Below are 18646 nucleotides of genomic sequence, written 5' to 3' on the forward strand. Positions count from 1 at the left end.
CTGCGATCACCTGGGCCCATGCTCGAATTCCTGCGTGGCCGTGACGTTCTCGTCGCGGGCTGGGGCATATCGGGGCGCTCGCTCGTCGAGCCGCTTCGCGATATCGGCGCGCGCCCGGTGGTCACCGACGGCGGCGCCGCCGCGCTGGCCGAGGCGGCCGGGCTCGGCCTGGACATCGCCACCTGCGTGGAACTGGAAACCACCGACTGGAGCCGGTTCGCGCTGGTGATCACCAGCCCGGGTTGGCGACCGGACTCACCGGTGCTCGCCGCGGCGGTGGCCGAGGGCACGCCGGTGTGGGGCGACGTCGAATTCGCCTGGTGGGTGGATCAAGCCAGGATCTACGGCCCGGTGCGCAAGTGGCTGGTGGTGACCGGAACCAACGGCAAGACCACCACCACCCAGATGACGCACGCCATCCTGCGTGCCGCGGGCATCCCCAGCGTCGCGTGCGGCAATATCGGCCTGCCGATCCTGGATGCGTTGCGGCGCAACCCCGGACCGCAGGTGCTCGCCGTCGAGCTGTCCTCGTTCCAGCTGCACTGGGCGCCGTCGGTGCGCCCGGAGGCGGGCGTGGTGCTCAATGTGGCCGAGGATCACCTGGATTGGCACGGCGGCCTCGACGCGTACGCCGCCGCGAAGGCGCGGGCGCTGGTCGGCCGGGTCGGCGTGGTCGGGCTCGACGATCCGGTGGCGGCCTCGCTGGCCCGCCGGTCGAAAGCCCGTCGCACCGTTGGCTTCCGGATCGGCGTGCCCGCCGACGGTGAGCTCGGCGTTGTCGACGGCAAGCTGCTCGATCGCGCGTTCACCAAGGCCGCGATCCTGGCCGAGGTCGGCGACATCAGCCCGCCGGGACCGGCCGGTGTCGCCGACGCGCTCGCCGCGTCCGCGCTGACCAGGGCCATCGATGTGGCGCCGCAGTTCATCCGGGAGGGGCTGATCGAGCACAAGGTCGGCCCGCACCGGTCCGCGTTCGTGCGCGAGGTCGGCGGCGTCGATTTCATCGATGACTCCAAGGCCACCAACCCGCATGCCGCGCGCACCGCGATCCTGGCGCACCCGCAGGTGGTCTGGGTGGCCGGCGGTCAGCTCAAGGGCGCGCACATCGAGGACCTGGTCGAAGAGGTCGCCGACCGGCTGGTCGCGGTGGTGCTGATCGGAGCCGACGCACCGGTTTTCGCGGTCGCGTTGGCGCGACACGCGCCTGAGGTCCCGGTCATCGAGCTGATCGCGGGAGACGATGCAGGGATGGGTGACGCGTCGAGAGATAAGGCCGACGCCGTGATGGCGCGTGCCGTACAGGCCGCGGCCGGGTACGCCCGACGCGGCGACACCGTACTGCTCGCTCCCGCGGCGGCTTCGCTGGACATGTTCGCCGACTACACGCATCGAGGCCGCAGTTTCGCGGCGGCGGTGCACGCACTGGAAGACGGTGACGTCGGGCGGACGCTATGAGCGAAACGGCGCGGCGTAAGGAACAGCCCCGAGCTGGTGCCAGGTTCGTGGCCTGGCTGGCGCGGCCGCTCGCGTCGTTTCATCTGGTCGTCACCATCGCCACCCTGCTCACCGTGCTCGGACTGGTGATGGTGCTCTCCGCGTCGAGCGTCGAAGCGTATGCCTATGGGGGATCGGCGTACTCGCTGTTCATCCAGCAGGCGATGTTCGCCGCGATCGGCACCGTGTTGTTCTATCTCGCGCTGCGGATTCCGCTGCGCCGGTTGCGGCAGTGGTCGTTTCCGCTGTTCGTGCTTTCGGTGCTCGGGCTGGTACTGGTGCTTGTCCCTGGCATCGGTTCCAAGGTGCAGGGTGCGCGGCGATGGATCGACCTGGGCGTCTTCAACGTGCAGCCGTCGGAAATCGTGAAGGTCACGTTGGTGGTGTGGGGTGCGCACCTGCTGGCGTCGCGCCGCTCGGAGCACGCGGGGCTGAAAGACATTCTGATGCCGCTGGTTCCGGCGGGTCTGCTGGTGTGTCTGCTCGTCGTGGTGGAGCCGAACCTGTCGACGACGATCGCGTTGGGCATCGTGATCGCGGCGCTGCTGTGGTTCGGCGGCCTGCCGCTGCGGCTGTTCGTGACGGTTGCGGTATCCGGCCTGGTCGCGGCGACGGTGCTGGCCTTGTCGGCGGGTTATCGATCCGATCGCATGCGCGCGTTCTTCAACCCTGGCGACGACCCGCAGGGCATGGGTTATCAAGCGCGGCAAGCGCTCTACTCGCTCGCCGACGGCGGCATCTGGGGTCGCGGCCTCGGGCAGAGCCGGGCGAAGTGGAGCTATCTGCCCAACTCGCACAACGACTTCATCTTCGCCATCATCGGCGAGGAGCTCGGCTTCCTCGGCTGCGCCCTGGTGCTCGGATTGTTCGCGCTGTTCGTCTACACCGGAATTCGCATCGCGAGCCGCTCGGTCGATCCGTTCCTCCGGCTGCTCACGGCCACCGCGACGACCTGGATCACCGGCCAGGCGCTGATCAACATCGGTTACGTGGTCGGGCTGCTCCCGGTCACCGGCCTGCAGCTGCCGCTGGTGTCGGCGGGCGGTTCGTCGCTGGCCATCACCCTGTTCATGTTCGGCATCATCGCCAACGCGGCCAGGCACGAACCGGAGGCTGTCTCCGCGCTGCACGCCGGGCAAGACGGTAGGTTCAGTAAGTTGCTGCGGCTGCCCAAGCCGGAGGTGTACTCACCGGCCAGGGCCAGCGCCGCACGGGCGAAGTCCGCGCAGCGCAAGGCGCCTCGGCCGGGCAGACCGGCATTGCCCGCCCGGCGCCCGCAGCCGGAGCCGGGACGACGCCGCTCGCCGGAGAGTCGCGGCACCAGCTCGGCACGGGCCACCAGAGCGTGGGAACCCAGCTACCCGGTCAATCACACAAGAGAACGAGGAAAATCTAGGTGATCTCGGTAATCGTCGCAGGCGGCGGCACGGCGGGCCATATCGAACCCGCCCTCGCGGTGGCGGACGCGCTGCGGCGGCTCGACGATTCGATCCGGGTGACGGCGCTCGGCACCGAACGCGGCCTGGAGACCAAGCTGGTGCCCGAACGCGGCTATCCACTCGAACTCATCCCGCCGGTTCCGCTGCCGCGTAAGCCGACCGCCGATCTGCTGCGGCTGCCCGGCCGGGTGCGTGCCTCGGTGGCGCGGACCAGGGCGGTGATCGACGCGGTCGAGGCCGACGTGATCGTCGGCTTCGGCGGATATGTGGCACTGCCCGCGTACCTGGCCGCCGGGTCGGGGCTGCGGCGCAGGCGCAAGGTGCCGGTGGTGGTGCACGAGGCGAACGCCAAGGCCGGGATCGCGAACAAGGTCGGCGCCCGCCGCGCCGCGCGAGTGCTTGCCGCGGTACCTGATTCGGGGCTGGCCGGGGCGCAGGTCGTCGGCATCCCGGTGCGCGCCGCGATCACCACGCTCGATCGGGCCGCGCTGCGGGCCGAGGCGCGCGCGCACTTCGGGCTGCCCGCCGAGGGGCCGGTGCTGCTGGTGTTCGGCGGATCGCAGGGTGCGGTCAGCCTGAACGAGGCGGTGTCCGGTGCCGCGCCGCAGCTCGCCGCCGCGGGTATCTCCGTGCTGCACGCGCACGGACCAAAGAACACCCTCGAGGTTGCTGAGAGTGGCGCGCCCGCACCGTATGTCGCGGTGCCGTATCTTTCCCGGATGGACCTCGCCTACGCCGCCGCCGACGCGGTGGTCTGCCGGTCGGGCGCGATGACCGTCGCCGAGGTGTCGGCGGTCGGGCTGCCCGCCTTCTATGTGCCGCTGCCACACGGCAACGGCGAGCAGGAGCTCAACGCAAGGCCCGTCGTCCGGCAGGGCGGGGGCAGAATTGTCCCGGATTCGGAGCTGACGCCGAAATACGTGATCGATGAGGTGATTCCGCTGCTCATGGACTCCGCACGGCTGATCGAGATGGGTCGCGCGGCGGCCGGCGCCGGGCATCGCGATGCCGCCGACGCGGTGGCGCGGATCGTGCTGGAGGTCGCACGTGGCTGAGGACGACCTTTCGGCTTTGCCGCCGTCGTTGGCGCGTGTGCACATGGTCGGTATCGGCGGGGCCGGGATGTCCGGTATCGCACGGATTCTGCTGTCCCGCGGTGGTGCCGTGTCCGGCTCGGATGCCAAGGAGAGCCGCGGCGTGCTCGCGTTGCGGGCGCGCGGCGCGCAGGTGCGCATCGGCCACGACGCCAGCGCACTCGACCTGCTGCCCGGCGGGCCGACCGTGGTGGTCACCACCTACGCGGCCATTCCGAAGACCAATCCCGAACTGATGGAAGCGAATCGGCGCGACATCCCGGTGCTGCTCCGGCCCGCCGTGCTCGCGTCGCTGATGCGGGGCCATCGCACCCTGCTGGTGTCGGGTACGCACGGCAAGACCTCCACCACCTCGATGCTCATCGTCTCGTTGCAGCACTGCGGCTTCGACCCGTCCTTCGCGGTCGGCGGCGAGCTGAACGAGGCGGGCACCAACGCGCATCACGGCACCGGGGACATCTTCGTCGCCGAGGCCGACGAGAGCGACGGGTCGCTGCTGCAGTACGACCCGGACGTCGCGGTGGTCACCAACATCGAGTCCGATCACCTGGACTACTTCGGCACCGACGAGGCCTACGTCCAGGTCTTCGACGACTTCGCCGACCGGCTCGCCGAAGGCGGCCTGCTGGTGGTCTGCCTGGACGATCCCGGCTCCCGAGCGCTGGCCGAGCGGGTCGGCGCGAAGCTCGCCGCCAAGAACATCCGCGTACTCGGTTACGGCTCCGGCGAACTCGCCGACGCGCCGGTGCCCGTCGGCGTGCGGCTGCACAGCTGGGAGCCGCGCGATGTCGGCGGCATCGCCCAGTTCCAGCTCGACGACGAAGCGACGCCACGGACCCTGCGGTTGTCGGTGCCTGGCAGGCACATGGCGTTGAACGCGCTGGCCGCGCTGCTCGCCGCCCGCGCGGCGGGGGCCGACGTGGACGAAATCATCCAGGGCCTGGAGGGTTTCGGTGGCGTGCACCGCCGGTTCCAGTTCGCGGGCCGGGAAAACGGGGTGCGTGTCTTCGACGACTACGCCCACCATCCGACCGAGGTGCGGGCCGTGCTCGGCGCCGCCGCCGAGCTGGTGCAGCAGGAGGCGCGCGACGGGGCCCGATCTCGGCAGGGCCGGGTGATCGTGGTCTTCCAACCGCATCTGTACAGCCGCACCGCGACTTTCGCGCAGGATTTCGGTGCGGCGTTGAGCCTCGCCGACGAGGTGGTCGTGCTCGACGTCTACGGCGCGCGGGAGAAGCCGCTGCCCGGGGTGAACGGTGCGCTGGTCGCCCAGTCGGTCACCAAACCCGTGCACTACCAGCCGGATATGTCGCGCGTCGGCCGTCAGGTCGCCAAGCTCGCGCTGCCCGGTGACGTCGTCATCACCATGGGCGCGGGCGATGTGACCATGCTCGGCAGCCAGATCCTCGACGGTTTACGGGCGCGTCCTCAGTACGGGCGGTGAGGCCGTGAGCCAGCGTCAGCGAGGAGCAGTCGTGAACAGGAGCGGATCGGGGCGTGGCGCGGTGCGCGAGCCGCGCTTCGGCGCGGCGCGCTCGGTGGGTGCGCGACTCGGCCCGAACGGGTGGCGGCGGGTTCGGCTGTGGGGATTGCTGGGCGTGTGCGTCCTTGCGATCGTCGGTGCCGTTGCCTGGTTCACACCCGTGCTCTCGGTGCGCACGGTCAAGATCGACGGCGTGGTCGCGGTGCCCGAGCAGCAGGTGCGCGACTTGCTCGAAATCCCGTCGGGGCGCTCGATGTTGCGCATCGACACCACCGCCGTCGCCCGGCGGGTGGCGAGCATTCCGAAGGTGCGTACCGCACGGGTGCAGCGTGTTTTCCCCTCGACGGTGCGGGTGACCGTGGTCGAGCGGACGCCGGTGCTGTTCTTCGACAGTCCGCAGGGCGCGCATCTGCTCGACGCCGAGAGCGTGGAGTTCGCGATCGAGGACGCGCCCATCGGCGTGCCCAAGCTGGTCACCGATCATCCGGCCAGTGACGCCCCGCTGACCAGGGCCGCGGTCGCGGTGCTCGCCGCGGTGCCGCCCGCGCTGGCCGTTCAGGTGGACGAGGTTGTGGCGCGGTCCATTTCGGATGTTTCGCTGAATCTGAAGGACGGCCGCACGGTACTCTGGGGCGGGACGAACGACGCCGAACGCAAGGCGGCGGTCGTGCTCCCGCTGCTGACCCGCCCCGGAACGGTGTTCGATGTGTCGAGTCCCAACCTGGTCACGGTAAAGTGAGCGATACCCATTGCGCCCGCGTCGAATTGCAGTATTCGACGGGTGGCGTTCGCAGACCCTCCACAGTCGCGCGAGCTGCCGCTTCCGGGCCTGACGCTCATGGCACCGGCCCTCGCGCCGGGAACCGAGCGCCAGGGGGCAACCGTTCACCATACGTCGTGCGGCGCTGCGAAACGAGAGGGATCACACAAGATTCTGTCTTTCGTTTCGGCGCGCCTGCGCGCGTATTGCAGCGGCGGCGAATAGCGTTCCGCAGCAGTCGGATACTTGACATAACGCTAACCCTATGGTTGAGGTTGAGGGTTTGCCCGGGCGGCGGTTCGCTGAGTGAAGCCGCTCAGGCGGAACCGGCGAAGTGTCTCGAATCCGAAAACGACAGGCTTTAGATCGAAGGAAGGCGAGAGCCCATGACGCCCCCGCACAACTACCTTGCCGTGATCAAGGTCGTCGGTATCGGCGGCGGCGGTGTCAATGCCGTCAACCGGATGATCGAACAGGGCCTCAAAGGTGTCGAGTTCATCGCGGTCAACACCGACGCGCAGGCCCTGCTGATGAGCGATGCCGACGTCAAGCTCGACGTCGGCCGCGAACTCACCCGTGGTCTCGGCGCAGGCGCCGACCCCGAGGTCGGCCGACGCGCCGCCGAGGACCACAAGGACGAGATCGAAGAGGTGCTCAAGGGTGCCGACATGGTCTTCGTCACCGCGGGCGAGGGCGGTGGCACCGGAACCGGTGGTGCCCCGGTCGTCGCCCAGATCGCGCGCAAGCTCGGCGCGTTGACCATCGGCGTCGTCACGCGCCCGTTCTCGTTCGAGGGCAAGCGGCGCGGCGGCCAGGCCGAGACCGGCATCGGCCAGCTACGCGAGTCCTGCGACACGCTCATCGTGATCCCGAACGACCGGCTGCTGCAGCTCGGCGACGCGGCGGTCAGCCTGATGGACGCGTTCCGCTCGGCCGACGAGGTGCTGCTCAATGGCGTGCAAGGCATCACCGACCTGATCACCACCCCCGGCTTGATCAACGTCGACTTCGCCGACGTCAAGAGCGTGATGTCCGGCGCGGGTAGCGCGCTGATGGGCATCGGCTCCGCGCGCGGCGAAGGCCGTTCGGTGAAGGCCGCCGAGTCGGCGATCAACTCGCCGTTGCTCGAGGCATCCATGGACGGCGCGCACGGCGTGCTGCTGTCCATCGCGGGCGGCTCCGACCTCGGCCTATTCGAGATCAACGAGGCCGCCTCGCTGGTCCAGGAGGCCGCGCACATCGAGGCCAACATCATCTTCGGCACGGTGATCGACGACTCGCTCGGCGACGAAGTGCGAGTCACCGTGATCGCAGCGGGTTTTGACGGGGGAGGCCCCGCCCGGCGGACCTTCGAGAACCCGAGCCGGAGCACCATCGGAGCGGCCCGTGCCGGCGAGATCGGCCAGAGCCGCCCCGCCGAGGTAGCCGCCCGCAGCACCGACATCGCCGCCGCCACCGCGAGCTCGACCTCCGCCACCCGAGGCGCCGTCCCGAGCTACCGAGACAGCGAAAAGGCCCGAATGGCCGACCCCACGGTGACAAGCAACGCCCGCACCCACATCGAACCGCCCGACGACGATGACGACGACGTAGACGTGCCCTCCTTCATGCGAAGGTGACACCCACCCCGCGCGCACAACAAGCTGAACCGCGAAGGCCCTGATCCCCAGCGGAACAGGGCCTTCGCGGCACCTGGCCTCGGCGAACCCGCTGCGACCCGTCCGCCGCACCACTCTTGATTTCCCGCACCGGGAATCGCATGCGATTTTCGGTGCGCCAAATCAGAAGTAGTGCGGCTGTGCGCTGAACGGTGGCGAGGGCCCGGTTGTTGCAGACCGCGGCTCGGTGTGTGGTGTAGGCCTCCGGTGACGGGTCGTCGGGGGGTCGGCGCGCTATTAGGCTCGTTGACATGACTTCTGCCCCTACGCTGACCGTTCGACGAGTGACGACGACCAGGGCGGGTGGGTTTTCGGCGCCGCCGTATGAGTCGTTCAATCTGGGGGATCATGTGGGGGATGATCCGGCTACGGTGCGGCGCAATCGGGATCGGCTGGCCGAGGGGATCGGGCTGACGCCGGATCGGCTGGTGTGGATGGAGCAGATCCATGGGCGCAATGTCGAGATCATTGATGGGCCACGGGATGAGCCGGTGCCTGCCACCGATGCGATCGTGACCAACGTGCCGGGTCTTGCCCTGGTGGTGCTGACCGCCGACTGCGTGCCGATCCTGCTGTCCGATGATGAGGCGGGCGTCATCGCCGCCGTGCACGCCGGGCGGATCGGGGCCAGGATCGGGATCGTGCCCCTGGTGCTCGAGGCGATGGAGTCCATCGGCGCGCGCGTCGACCGGATCGGCGCGTTCCTCGGTCCGGCCGCTTCCGGGCGTCAGTACGAAGTGCCCGCCGCGATGCGTGCCGACGTCGAAAAGCACCTGCCGGGCAGCGCCGCGACTACCGTGCGCAAAACCCCGTCGCTCGACCTGCGCGCCGGAATCACCAGGCAGCTCGTCGAAGCGGGGGTCAACGGTGTCGCCGTCGACCCGCGCTGCACCATCGAGGATCGCACCCTGTTCAGCCATCGCCGCGGCGCGCCGACCGGACGACTCGGCAGCGTGATCTGGGCGGAGGTGCGGTAATGACGCAGCCGGAAGCCGTTGCGCCACAGGTCGACGCGCGGACCGCCGAACTGGCCACCACGCTCGCCGCGCTACTCCAGCGGGTCGACGCGGCCTGTCTCACGGCAGGGCGCAAGCCGGACTCGGTGCGTCTACTCCCCGTGACGAAGTTTTTCCCGGTCGAGGACGTGGCGATCCTCTACCGGCTCGGTCGCCGCGAGTTCGGCGAATCGCGCGAGCAGGAGGCCACCGGAAAGGTGGCAGCCCTGCCAACTTTGCTCGGCCAAGGCGCCGAAAGTGACGAAGGCCTCCCGGATGTGCAGTGGCACATGATCGGACGCTTGCAGCGCAACAAAGCACGGGTCGTCGCGCGCTGGGCGCACGCCGTGCACTCGGTCGACAGCGAACGCCTGGCAACGGCTCTTGACGTGGGTGCGCGGGCCGCGCTGGACGCGGGGGAGCGGACCGACCCGGTGCGCGTCCTGTTGCAGGTGAGCCTGGATGAAGACCCTTCCCGCGGCGGTGTCGCCCCCGGCGAATTGGCCCGTCTCGCGGAACATGTCGCGGGGTCCGCGGGATTACGACTGTCCGGTCTGATGGCCATTCCGCCATTGGGGGCAGAGTCTGATGCGGCATTTGCACGACTTGCGACTTTGCACACCATGCTGCTCGCCGAGCATCCCGGTGCGACAGAACTTTCCGCCGGAATGTCGGGCGATCTGGAAACCGCCATCGAACACGGCTCAACGTGTGTGCGTGTCGGTACCGCCTTGATGGGCGCTCGACCGATAACCTCGGCGTAGCAAAGAAACCTCATCAGTCACATTCGACACATATGCTTGAGGCAGACGAGGGCTGAGCAAGACTTCAACACCCGGCCGCCACCGGGGCCGAAGGAAGGTCGACCAATATGAGCGAGCGCAGCGAGCGAGTCCTCGACGCAGCCACCATCATGGTCATGACTGCGCCGAGCGTCAGCGAGGCCAGGTCATGAGCGAGCGCAGCGAGCGGCCAATGGACGCAGCCACTCTCGTGGTCATGGCTTCGTCGAGCGTCAGCGAGGCCAGGTGATGAGTACGCTGCATAAGTTCAAGGCGTACTTCGGCATGGTTCCCCTCGAGGACTACGAAGACGATTACGTAGACGATCGCGCCCCCCGGGGCAGCGACGATCGCGTCGCGCGTCGGCCTCGCCCCCGTGACTACCCCGAACGCGACGGCTACGCGGCCGATCGCTATGCCGAAGATCGTTACGGCGCAGATCATTACGCCGCCGACGGATTCGATCGCGAGGACGCCGGATACCCGGAGCCCGCGTACAAGTCGCCGTATCAGGCCGGATACCCGGTCTCCCGCCGCGACGAGTACACCGACGCGCCCTACGGCGAGGACCGCTACGAGACGCCGCGGCGACCCACCCGGATCGAGACCGCGCCGTCGTCCGGCCGGTTCCGGGCGGGCGGCACCGCGCCGCCGCTGCGCGGCACCACCCGTGGTGCGCTCGCCGTCGATCCCGACGCCGAGGAGCGCAGGCTCGAGGAGCGCAGGCTCGAGGAGCGCGTGCGCCCCGAGCCGGCACCCGCGCGCAGGCCGGGGCTCTTCGAGGACGGAGGCCCCTTGTCCAAGATCACGACACTGCGCCCGCGCGACTACAGCGAGGCCAGGATCATCGGCGAGCGGTTCCGCGAGGGCAACCCGGTGATCATGGACCTGGTCGAACTGAGCAACGCCGATGCCAAGCGCCTCGTCGACTTCGCCGCCGGACTCGCGTTCGCGCTGCGTGGCTCGTTCGACAAGGTTGCTACGAAGGTGTTCCTCCTCTCACCGGCCGATGTCGACGTATCAGCCGAAGAACGCCGACGCATCGCCGAAACCGGCTTCTACAACCAGAAATAAGGTCGTGATCTGGGGGGTGTTGCAGACCGGTCGCAGGTGGGGCGGCGCGGTCATTTTGCGCAAAGCGGATTTTGCGGCAGAGTGAAGTCGTGGCCTTGTTCGCGGTGCTGTACTTCGTACTGTTCATCTTCTGGCTGTTGCTGATCAGCCGGGTGATCGTCGAGTTCATCCGAAGCTTCGCCCGTGACTGGCGCCCTACCGGTGTCGTGGTCATCATCCTCGAGGTGATCTTCACGATCACCGATCCTCCGGTGAAACTCCTGAGGCGGTTGATACCACCGGTGTCACTGGGAGGAATTCGCCTGGATCTGTCGATAATGGTCCTGCTTTTCATCGTCTTCATCTTGATGTCGATCGTGGGCAGGCTCGGGCAGCCGGTAGCCCCGGTGTGACAGAATGGGCGGTGAAGTAGCTTGCTAGATCTGCTAGATCTCCAAAAGACGCGTGAAGGGATCCTTCCATGCCGCTGACTCCAGCCGATGTGCACAACGTCGCGTTCAGCAAACCGCCGATCGGGAAGCGCGGCTACAACGAGGATGAAGTCGACGCCTTCCTGGATCTCGTCGAGCAGGAACTCTCGCGTCTGATCGAGGAAAACGCCGATCTGCGTCAGCGGGTGGCCGAACTCGACGCGGAACTGGCTGATGCCAAAAAGAATCGCGGCCCGGTCGGCCCGAACAACGTGAAAGCGCCTGTCCAGCAGGCCCCGCCGCCGCCTCCGGAGCCGATCAAGCCGCCGGTGCAGCAGGCCCCGCCCGCCCCGATGCCGCCGCCGCCCGCGCCGAAGGAAGCGCCGAGCGCGGACGCGAACCTGCAGGCCGCCAAGGTGCTCAGCCTCGCCCAGGAGATGGCGGACCGGCTCACCAGCGACGCGAAGGGCGAGGCGGAAAACCTGCTCTCGAACGCCAGGGCAAACTCCGAGCGTCTCGTCGGCGATGCCAGGACCCGGTCCGAGGCGATGATCGCCGACGCGCGCCAGAAGGCCGACGCGATGCTGTCCGACGCGCAGTCCCGTTCGGACAACCAGCTGCGGCAGGCCAAGGAAAAGGCCGACGCACTGCAGGCCGACGCCGAGCGCAAGCACACCGAGATCATGGCCACCATCACCCAGCAGCGCAGCGTGCTGGAGAGCCGGATCGAGCAGCTCAAGACCTTCGAGCGGGAGTACCGGGTGCGGCTGAAGTCCTACCTGGAGTCGCAGCTCGAGGAGCTGGAGAACCGCGGCTCTGCGGTCCCGGTCGACGGTGGCGAGGCCTTCGCCGACGCCAACACGGCCAACAACCTGCAGCCCGCCACGTTCGCCAAGGGTGGCAAGTAAACCGCTCACACCGAGCACACCGCAGTTCATCCAACTAGAGGAACAGTCGAGCCGCCTGGCCTGCTCGATACCCACCCCGTCGGCTTCGCTTCCTGCCATCCCCCCGGGGGGTCATCATGCTTGTCTTGACGCTTGTTCTCGCCGCCGTCGGATTCGCACTACTGGTAGCCGCGCTGACCACCGGATCGGTGCTCTGGGCGTGGGGCTGCATCCTGGTGTGCGTGCTGGGTGCGGTGCTCCTGCTGGTCAGTGCCCTGTCTATGCGTAAGCCGGACGAAGATTCCGCTCCGCCGCCGGGCCGCCACGCGAAACGCTAGGTGGGCCGTAAACAGGTTTGACCGCGGTGGCTAGAATCAAACATGAACATGGTGTCGATCCGGCCATCACCGGGGAGCCTTCGGAAGAACAGCACTTCGCATCGCGGGGGTGCTCAGTAGAACCGAACGGGTGAGCCCGTCACAGCTCGCAACGAGAGGTCCGGCAGGTCTGGCCGGACAAGCGGGGTGGTACCGCGGTTTCGGCGCACCGGCGCCGGCATCGTCCCCGTGCCAACGCAAAACGGCACGAGGAGATGCATCCGCGATGGCGGACCAAACTTCCAGCAACAGCGGATACCCGCGGGTCGACCTCGGGGGAGCGGCCTTCCCTGAGATGGAACGCCGCGTGCTAGACGCATGGGCCGCCGCCGACACCTTCCGTGCGAGCATCGAAAACCGTTCCGGGGCAGCGGAGTTCGTCTTCTACGACGGACCGCCGTTTGCGAACGGTCTGCCGCATTACGGGCATTTGCTCACCGGATACGTCAAAGATCTCGTCCCGCGTTTCCAGACGATGCGCGGTAAGCGCGTCGACCGGCGTTTCGGCTGGGATTGTCACGGATTGCCCGCGGAGCTCGAGGCGGAAAAGCAGCTCGGTATCACGGACAAATCACAGATCGAAGCAATGGGGCTCGCCGAATTCAACGCGGCCACTAAATCTTCCGTGCTGCGCTACACCGGCGAATGGCGCGATTACGTGACGCGTCAGGCGCGCTGGGTCGACTTCGACAACGACTACAAGACACTCGATCTCGACTTCATGGAGTCGGTGATGTGGGCGTTCAAGTCGTTGCACGAAAAGGGGCTGATCTACCAGGGTTTCCGGGTGCTGCCCTACAGCTGGTACGAGCAGACGCCGCTGTCGAATCAGGAGACCCGGCTCGACGACGCGTACAAGATGCGCCAGGACCCGGCGGTCACCGTCGACATGGTGCTGCGCGTGCCCGCCGAGCATCCGCTGCACGCGCTGGACGGCGCCAACGCGCTGATCTGGACCACCACCCCCTGGACCCTGCCGTCCAACCTCGCGATCGCCGTGCACCCCGACGTGCGCTACGTGCACCTGCGCGGCGCCGACGGCAAACGCTATCTGCTGGCCGCCGAACGCGTGTCGCACTACACCCGCGAATTCGGTGACGAGCCCGAGGTGCTCGGCGAGTTCGACGGTGCCGCGCTGACCGATCTGTCCTACGAGCCGCCGTTCGACTTCTTCGTCGGGCATCCGCGCGCGCACCGCGTGCTGAACGCCGACTACGTGACCACCGACTCCGGCACCGGGATCGTGCACCTCGCACCGGCCTTCGGTGAGGAGGACATGGATGTCGCCACCGCCAACGGCATCGAGATCGTGCAGCCACTCGATCAGGGCGGCAAGTTCACCTCGATGGTGCCGCCCTACGAGGGCCTGATGGTGTTCGACGCCAACCCGGTGATCATCAAGGACCTCAAGGCCGCCGGAAAGCTGTTGCGGCACGAGACGATCGAGCACTCCTACCCGCACAGCTGGCGCTCGGGTCAGCCGCTGATCTACATGGCGGTGCCGTCCTGGTTTGTCGCGGTCACCACGTTCCGCGACCGGATGGTCGAGTTGAACCAGCAGATCGAGTGGTTGCCTGAGCACATCAGGGACGGCCAGTTCGGCAAGTGGCTGGCGGGCGCGCGGGACTGGAACATCAGCCGGAACCGCTACTGGGGCAGTCCGATCCCGGTCTGGATGTCCGACGACCCCACTTACCCTCGGATGGACGTATACGGCTCACTCGACGAGCTGGAGCGCGATTTCGGCGTGCGCCCGACCGACCTGCACCGGCCGATGATCGACGAGCTGACCCGGCCGAATCCTGATGACCCGACCGGCAAGTCGACCATGCGCCGGGTGCCGGAGGTGCTCGACTGCTGGTTCGACTCCGGGTCTATGCCGTTCGCACAGGTGCACTACCCGTTCGAGAACAAGGAGTGGTTCGAGAGCCACTATCCAAGTGACTTCATCGTGGAGTACGTCGGCCAGACGCGCGGCTGGTTCTACCAGATGCACGTCCTGGCCACCGCGCTCTTCGATCAGATCGCCTTCAAAACCGTTGTCGCGCACGGCATCGTGCTCGGTGACGACGGGCTGAAGATGAGCAAGTCCAAGGGCAACTACCCGAACGTCAACGAGGTGTTCGACCGGGACGGCTCCGACGCGATGCGCTGGTTCCTGATGAGCTCGCCGATCCTGCGCGGCGGCAACCTCATCGTCACCGAGCGCGGCATCCGCGAGGGCGTCGGCCATGCGCTGCGGCCGCTGTGGAACGCCTGGACCTTCCTGCAGCTGTACGCCTCGAAACCCGGTACCTGGCGCACGGACTCACCGCACGTGCTTGATCGCTACATCCTGGCCAAGCTCGCCGAAACCCGCGACACGATGACCGAGGCGTTCGAGACCTACGACATCGCCGGTGCCTGCGACCAACTGCGTGGTTTCGCCGACGCGCTCACCAATTGGTATGTGCGCCGGTCGCGTTCGCGCTTCTGGAGCGAGGAGCCGGATGCGGTGGACACGCTGCACACGGTGCTCGAGGTGGTCACCCGGCTAGCCGCGCCGCTGCTTCCGTTGATCACCGAGGTGATCTGGCGTGGACTCACCGGCGGCGAGTCCGTCCATCTGACCGACTGGCCAAAAGACGGTGAGCTGCCCGCCGATCCGGAACTGGTCGCCGCGATGGACGAGGCCAGAGTGGTCTGCTCGACGGTGCTCAGCCTGCGCAAGGCGCAGAACCTCCGGGTGCGGCTGCCGCTGGCCGAGGTCACCATCGCGGCGGCCGACGCCGAGCGGCTGGCGCCCTACGCCGACATCATCGCCGACGAGGTGAACGTCAAGAAGGTCGACCTGACCACCGACGTCGCCGTGCACGGCCGGTTCGAACTGGCCGTGAACGCCCGTGCCGCGGGCCCGCGCCTCGGCAAGGACGTGCAGACGGTGATCAAGGCGGTCAAGGCAGGCGAATGGTCCGAGGACGCCGACGGCGTCGTCACCGCCGCCGGAATCGCCCTGCTCCCTGAGGAATACACGCAGCGACTGGTCGCCGCCGAACCCGAGTCCACCGCTGCCCTGCCCGGCAATGCCGGCCTGGTGGTGCTGAACTCGGTGGTCACCGAGGAGCTGGAGGCCGAGGGCTGGGCCCGCGACCTCATCCGCGATCTCCAGGAGACCCGGAAGTCGTTGGGGCTGGACGTATCCGACCGGATCACCGTGGTGCTCGAGGTGCCCGCCGATCGAGTCGAGTGGGCCGAAACCCACCGCGACCTGATCGCGGGCGAGATCCTCGCCACCACCTTCACCCTGGGTGACGCGCCCGCCGACGCCGCCGACCTGGTCGGGGGAGTGCGCGCACAGGTCACCAAGGCCTGACGGTTCGACATCGAAGGGCGGGGCCGAAGTCGGCCCCGCCCTTGCTATTTCGGCGCTATCTCCTGCCCGAGGACCGCATCGGACGAGTGCTGCGCCTGCCAGTTCTCGGACGAAGTGGGGTGGCGTGGTGTACTGCGTGCGCTGGTCCGTGCCGCGGTCGCCGAAGCCGATGCGGCGGCCTGAGTGCGGACGGGCAGCGCCGCGAGCATCGATCATGTATGTGATGTAGATCACATGCTGTAAATTTGCTGAAGTGTCGTCGCTGGTCCGGGCCGCGCGGCAGAATCGAAGGTGGTGCTGCTGTGACAGATATGGACTTCTGGGGCAGCAGTGAGTTCGTGGATTGTCCTACCTGAAATGCGTTGTGCCCGGCGTTCCCGCGCCGGACGCGGCGGCTGCGGCTCCTTATGGATGACGCTGCTCGACCCAGGCGTCAGCCGGGACCGCCGGATGGTGACCCGCACGCCGGGCCGCCGGAAGGGACGAGCACGTGAAGAGAAAACCCTTGCGTCGCATCGCTTTCGGATTCCTCCTAGCGACGGCCGCGACGTTGCTCCTGGCGGGGCCGGGATGGTCGGACACCGGTAGCGGCACCGGCAGCGCCGAATCCCTGTCCGCCTCCGGTTCGGCCGCGATCCCGCTGCCGAGCTCGCATGGGGTAGGTGCGCTCGCGGCGGCCACCTCCCAGACCGGAAAGCCCTACGAGTGGGGCGGCACCGGCCCGTTCGCCTGGGACTGCTCCGGCCTGGTCCAATGGGCGTTCCGGCAGGTCGGCGTCAACATTCCGCGCACCACCTGGGAGCAGGCCAGGGCGGGCGCGCCGGTCCCGTTCTTCGCGCTCTCGCCCGGCGATGTGGTGGTGCTGAACACCGACGGCTCGCATGTCGGCATCTACGCGGGCTTCGGGCAGATCTTCAACGCCTACGACTGGGGCGTCCCCGTCGGCCTCAGCCCGCTGCGCCAGTTCGACATCTTCGCGATCCGTCGCTTCTGACCCGAGCTCCAGCACATCGGCGAATCCGGGTGCGGGAGATCAGGATTCGCGACTCAGTCGGCGTCTTCGACGAGGCTGCGCAGCAGCGGCGCGTACTGCGGGTTGGCCAGCGCCGAGGCGAACTGGGCGACCAGGTAGTCGGCCGGGTTGCCGGTGTCGTACCAGCGGCCCTGGATCACCTGTCCGAAGACCGGGTTGTCGGCGGCGTGCACGTTGATCGCGTCGGTCAGGTAGACCTCGCCGGTGTGGTGCTCGTACCAGGCCTTGGTCTGGGTGCGCAGTTCGTCGATGATGCCGGGGGTGACCACGTAGCCGCCGATCGCGGCGAAGTCCGACGGCGCGTCCTCGGGCTTGGGCTTTTCCCGCAGGCCGGTGATGCGCAGCAGCCCGTTGCCCTGGTCGTCGGCGACCACCGGCACGCCGTAGCGCTGCGACTCGGCCGGGTCCATCGGCATCAGCGCGAGCACCGGGGCGCCGGTGGCCTCGTAGGCGTCGATCAGCTGCTGGGCACGTGGGACATCGGCGACGAATACGTCGTCCGGCCACAACACCAGCATCGGCTCGTCGCCCAGGTTGCGGGCCGCGTTCAGGACGGGGGTGCCGTTGCCGTACGGGCCGTGCTGGTCGAGGTAGGTGATGTGGCCGAGCCTGGACAGCTCGCCGACCTCTTCGACCGCGTCGGCGTATGCCGCCTTCCCGTCCGCGCGTAGCTGGGCCACCAGGGCCGGGTTGGGCCGGAAGTGGTCCTGGATCAACGATTTTCCGCTGCTGACCACGATGGTGATGTCGGTGATGCCCGACGCGACCAGCTCGCGCACCGTATGTTCGATGACCGGCTTGTCGCCGACCGGCAGCATCTCCTTCGGGATGGCCTTGGTCAGCGGGAGGAGCCGGGAACCGATACCGGCGGCCGGGATCACGGCCTTGCGGATCTTCATAGGTCCGATCATCACATATGAAGCTGAGCCGCAAGGGCAGTCCCCGTGCTTCGTCAACTGTTTACCGAAACCGTGTAGTGCGGCAGCGAGGGTGCTATCGGCCCAGGTCGTGGGCTGGTTGTCCGTTCAAGTTCTGGATGCCGCACGGCGGTCGGTGCGCTGTGATCTCTACAGGAAATCAACAGTTAGTACCCAGTCATCGCCCAGCGTCGCCGCCTGCCCGGACCTGTCGGTGCTCGGGCGTAGATTTCCGGACGTGAGTGAGCGCAGCGAGCGAACCAGCAGCACGGCGTCTGGGCGAACGACGGAGCCGAGCGTCAGCGAGGCGCAGTCGTGAGTACTGCCAAGGCGACCGTCGCCGAGATCCTCGAGCAGCTCGAACCGCTGGATGTGCGGGTACGGGCGATGTTCGGCGAATACGGCCTGTACTGCGACGACAAGCTGGTCGTCTTGATCGCCGACGACCACTTGTTCGTGAAACCCACCGCGGTCGCCACCGACTACGCCGACGAGTCCTGGCTGGCGCCACCGTATCCCGGCGCCAAGGACTACTACCGCGTGCCCGCACCGCGGCTGGCGGATTCGACCTGGTTGGCGGAGTTCGTGCGGCGCACCGCCGAACTGCTGCCGGTGCGCGTACCCAAGTCCAGGAAACCCTCGGCGAAACCGCGGTGAGCAAGCAGCATCCACCGGCGAGCGCCGACGTGCGGAACGCGGCACCCATCGACGTACCCGGCGCTGTGCCCGCCGGCGTCGCCGATGTGGGGAGCGTTGGATCCGCCGATGTGGGGAGTCCCGTGCGTGGCGATGGGCAGGGTGCTGTGCGCGCGGATGGGCAGGGTGCTGTGCGTGGCGATGGGCAGAGTGCTGTGCGCGCGGATGGGCAGGGTGCTGTGCGTGCCGATGGGC

General features: G+C 67.9%; 16 protein-coding genes. 15 read left to right on the forward strand and 1 reads right to left on the reverse strand.

Features of this window, described 5'->3' with window-relative positions; all coding sequences use genetic code 11:
- Positions 1–18 precede the first annotated feature (18 nt).
- The 14 genes from murD (at position 19) to ACIA8C_RS42580 (ending at position 16799) form a co-directional block, all read left to right on the forward strand.
- Complete coding sequence (gene murD / locus ACIA8C_RS42515) at positions 19–1455, forward strand: UDP-N-acetylmuramoyl-L-alanine--D-glutamate ligase (protein ID WP_397145100.1); 1437 nt, start codon at positions 19–21, stop codon at positions 1453–1455.
- Positions 1452–2894, forward strand: a complete 1443-nt coding sequence (gene ftsW / locus ACIA8C_RS42520; protein WP_397145102.1) for a putative lipid II flippase FtsW — start codon at positions 1452–1454, stop codon at positions 2892–2894. Before murD ends, ftsW begins: the two co-directional genes overlap by 4 nt.
- Positions 2891–3988, forward strand: coding sequence for an undecaprenyldiphospho-muramoylpentapeptide beta-N-acetylglucosaminyltransferase (murG, locus tag ACIA8C_RS42525; protein ID WP_397145104.1), 1098 nt, complete (start codon positions 2891–2893; stop codon positions 3986–3988). The genes ftsW and murG overlap by 4 nt, the downstream gene beginning before the upstream one ends.
- A gap of 43 nt (positions 3989–4031) precedes the next feature.
- Positions 4032–5471 (forward strand): UDP-N-acetylmuramate--L-alanine ligase, encoded by a 1440-nt coding sequence (gene murC / locus ACIA8C_RS42530; RefSeq protein ID WP_397145166.1) that lies wholly within the window; start codon positions 4032–4034, stop codon positions 5469–5471.
- A 31-nt stretch (positions 5472–5502) separates the two neighbouring features.
- Positions 5503–6249 (forward strand): cell division protein FtsQ/DivIB, encoded by a 747-nt coding sequence (locus tag ACIA8C_RS42535; protein WP_397145106.1) that lies wholly within the window; start codon positions 5503–5505, stop codon positions 6247–6249.
- 407 nt (positions 6250–6656) lie between these two features.
- On the forward strand, positions 6657–7889 hold the full coding sequence (gene ftsZ, locus ACIA8C_RS42540) for a cell division protein FtsZ (RefSeq protein ID WP_397145108.1): 1233 nt from the start codon (positions 6657–6659) through the stop codon (positions 7887–7889).
- Positions 7890–8179: 290 nt separating this feature from the next.
- Entirely contained in the window at positions 8180–8905 is a 726-nt protein-coding gene (pgeF, locus tag ACIA8C_RS42545; RefSeq protein ID WP_397145110.1) for a peptidoglycan editing factor PgeF, read from the forward strand.
- Entirely contained in the window at positions 8905–9687 is a 783-nt protein-coding gene (locus ACIA8C_RS42550; protein ID WP_397145112.1) for a YggS family pyridoxal phosphate-dependent enzyme, read from the forward strand. The genes pgeF and ACIA8C_RS42550 overlap by 1 nt, the downstream gene beginning before the upstream one ends.
- Positions 9688–9954: 267 nt before the next feature.
- Positions 9955–10779, forward strand: coding sequence for a cell division protein SepF (locus tag ACIA8C_RS42555; RefSeq protein ID WP_397145114.1), 825 nt, complete (start codon positions 9955–9957; stop codon positions 10777–10779).
- Positions 10780–10868: 89 nt separating this feature from the next.
- Positions 10869–11171 carry a YggT family protein gene (locus tag ACIA8C_RS42560; RefSeq protein WP_014983168.1) on the forward strand — a complete coding sequence of 101 codons (303 nt, stop codon included), beginning with the start codon at positions 10869–10871 and terminating at the stop codon, positions 11169–11171.
- 68 nt (positions 11172–11239) lie between these two features.
- A complete protein-coding gene (locus ACIA8C_RS42565) occupies positions 11240–12097 on the forward strand; it encodes a DivIVA domain-containing protein (RefSeq protein ID WP_397145116.1) in 858 nt (285 codons plus the stop codon).
- A gap of 116 nt (positions 12098–12213) precedes the next feature.
- Complete coding sequence (locus ACIA8C_RS42570) at positions 12214–12414, forward strand: hypothetical protein (protein WP_397145118.1); 201 nt, start codon at positions 12214–12216, stop codon at positions 12412–12414.
- Between the two features lie 265 nt (positions 12415–12679).
- On the forward strand, positions 12680–15805 hold the full coding sequence (gene ileS / locus ACIA8C_RS42575; RefSeq protein ID WP_397145120.1) for an isoleucine--tRNA ligase: 3126 nt from the start codon (positions 12680–12682) through the stop codon (positions 15803–15805).
- A 490-nt stretch (positions 15806–16295) separates the two neighbouring features.
- Positions 16296–16799 (forward strand): NlpC/P60 family protein, encoded by a 504-nt coding sequence (locus tag ACIA8C_RS42580; RefSeq protein ID WP_397145122.1) that lies wholly within the window; start codon positions 16296–16298, stop codon positions 16797–16799.
- 53 nt (positions 16800–16852) lie between these two features.
- Here ACIA8C_RS42580 and ACIA8C_RS42585 read toward each other — a convergent pair whose 3' ends face one another.
- Positions 16853–17737, reverse strand: coding sequence for a UTP--glucose-1-phosphate uridylyltransferase (locus ACIA8C_RS42585; RefSeq protein WP_397145124.1), 885 nt, complete (start codon positions 17735–17737; stop codon positions 16853–16855).
- Positions 17738–18070: 333 nt separating this feature from the next.
- Between ACIA8C_RS42585 and ACIA8C_RS42590 the strand changes: the two genes are divergently transcribed.
- The gene (locus tag ACIA8C_RS42590) at positions 18071–18412 is read left to right on the forward strand and encodes a TfoX/Sxy family protein (protein ID WP_397145126.1); all 342 of its coding nucleotides are present in this window, start codon (positions 18071–18073) and stop codon (positions 18410–18412) included.
- Positions 18413–18646: the final 234 nt, after the last annotated feature.

The organism is Nocardia sp. NPDC051321 (assembly GCF_044455225.1).
GTDB lineage: Bacteria > Actinomycetota > Actinomycetes > Mycobacteriales > Mycobacteriaceae > Nocardia.

Coding starts and splice junctions, on each gene's coding strand:
- ileS (WP_397145120.1), top strand. CDS start 12,680: ATGGCGGACCAAACTTCCAGCAACAGCGGATACCCGCGGGTCGACCTC.
- ACIA8C_RS42585 (WP_397145124.1), bottom strand. CDS start 17,737: ATGAAGATCCGCAAGGCCGTGATCCCGGCCGCCGGTATCGGTTCCCGG.
- murD (WP_397145100.1), top strand. CDS start 19: ATGCTCGAATTCCTGCGTGGCCGTGACGTTCTCGTCGCGGGCTGGGGC.
- ftsZ (WP_397145108.1), top strand. CDS start 6,657: ATGACGCCCCCGCACAACTACCTTGCCGTGATCAAGGTCGTCGGTATC.
- murC (WP_397145166.1), top strand. CDS start 4,032: ATGGTCGGTATCGGCGGGGCCGGGATGTCCGGTATCGCACGGATTCTG.
- ACIA8C_RS42570 (WP_397145118.1), top strand. CDS start 12,214: ATGCTTGTCTTGACGCTTGTTCTCGCCGCCGTCGGATTCGCACTACTG.
- ACIA8C_RS42555 (WP_397145114.1), top strand. CDS start 9,955: ATGAGTACGCTGCATAAGTTCAAGGCGTACTTCGGCATGGTTCCCCTC.
- ftsW (WP_397145102.1), top strand. CDS start 1,452: ATGAGCGAAACGGCGCGGCGTAAGGAACAGCCCCGAGCTGGTGCCAGG.
- pgeF (WP_397145110.1), top strand. CDS start 8,180: ATGACTTCTGCCCCTACGCTGACCGTTCGACGAGTGACGACGACCAGG.
- ACIA8C_RS42565 (WP_397145116.1), top strand. CDS start 11,240: ATGCCGCTGACTCCAGCCGATGTGCACAACGTCGCGTTCAGCAAACCG.
- ACIA8C_RS42550 (WP_397145112.1), top strand. CDS start 8,905: ATGACGCAGCCGGAAGCCGTTGCGCCACAGGTCGACGCGCGGACCGCC.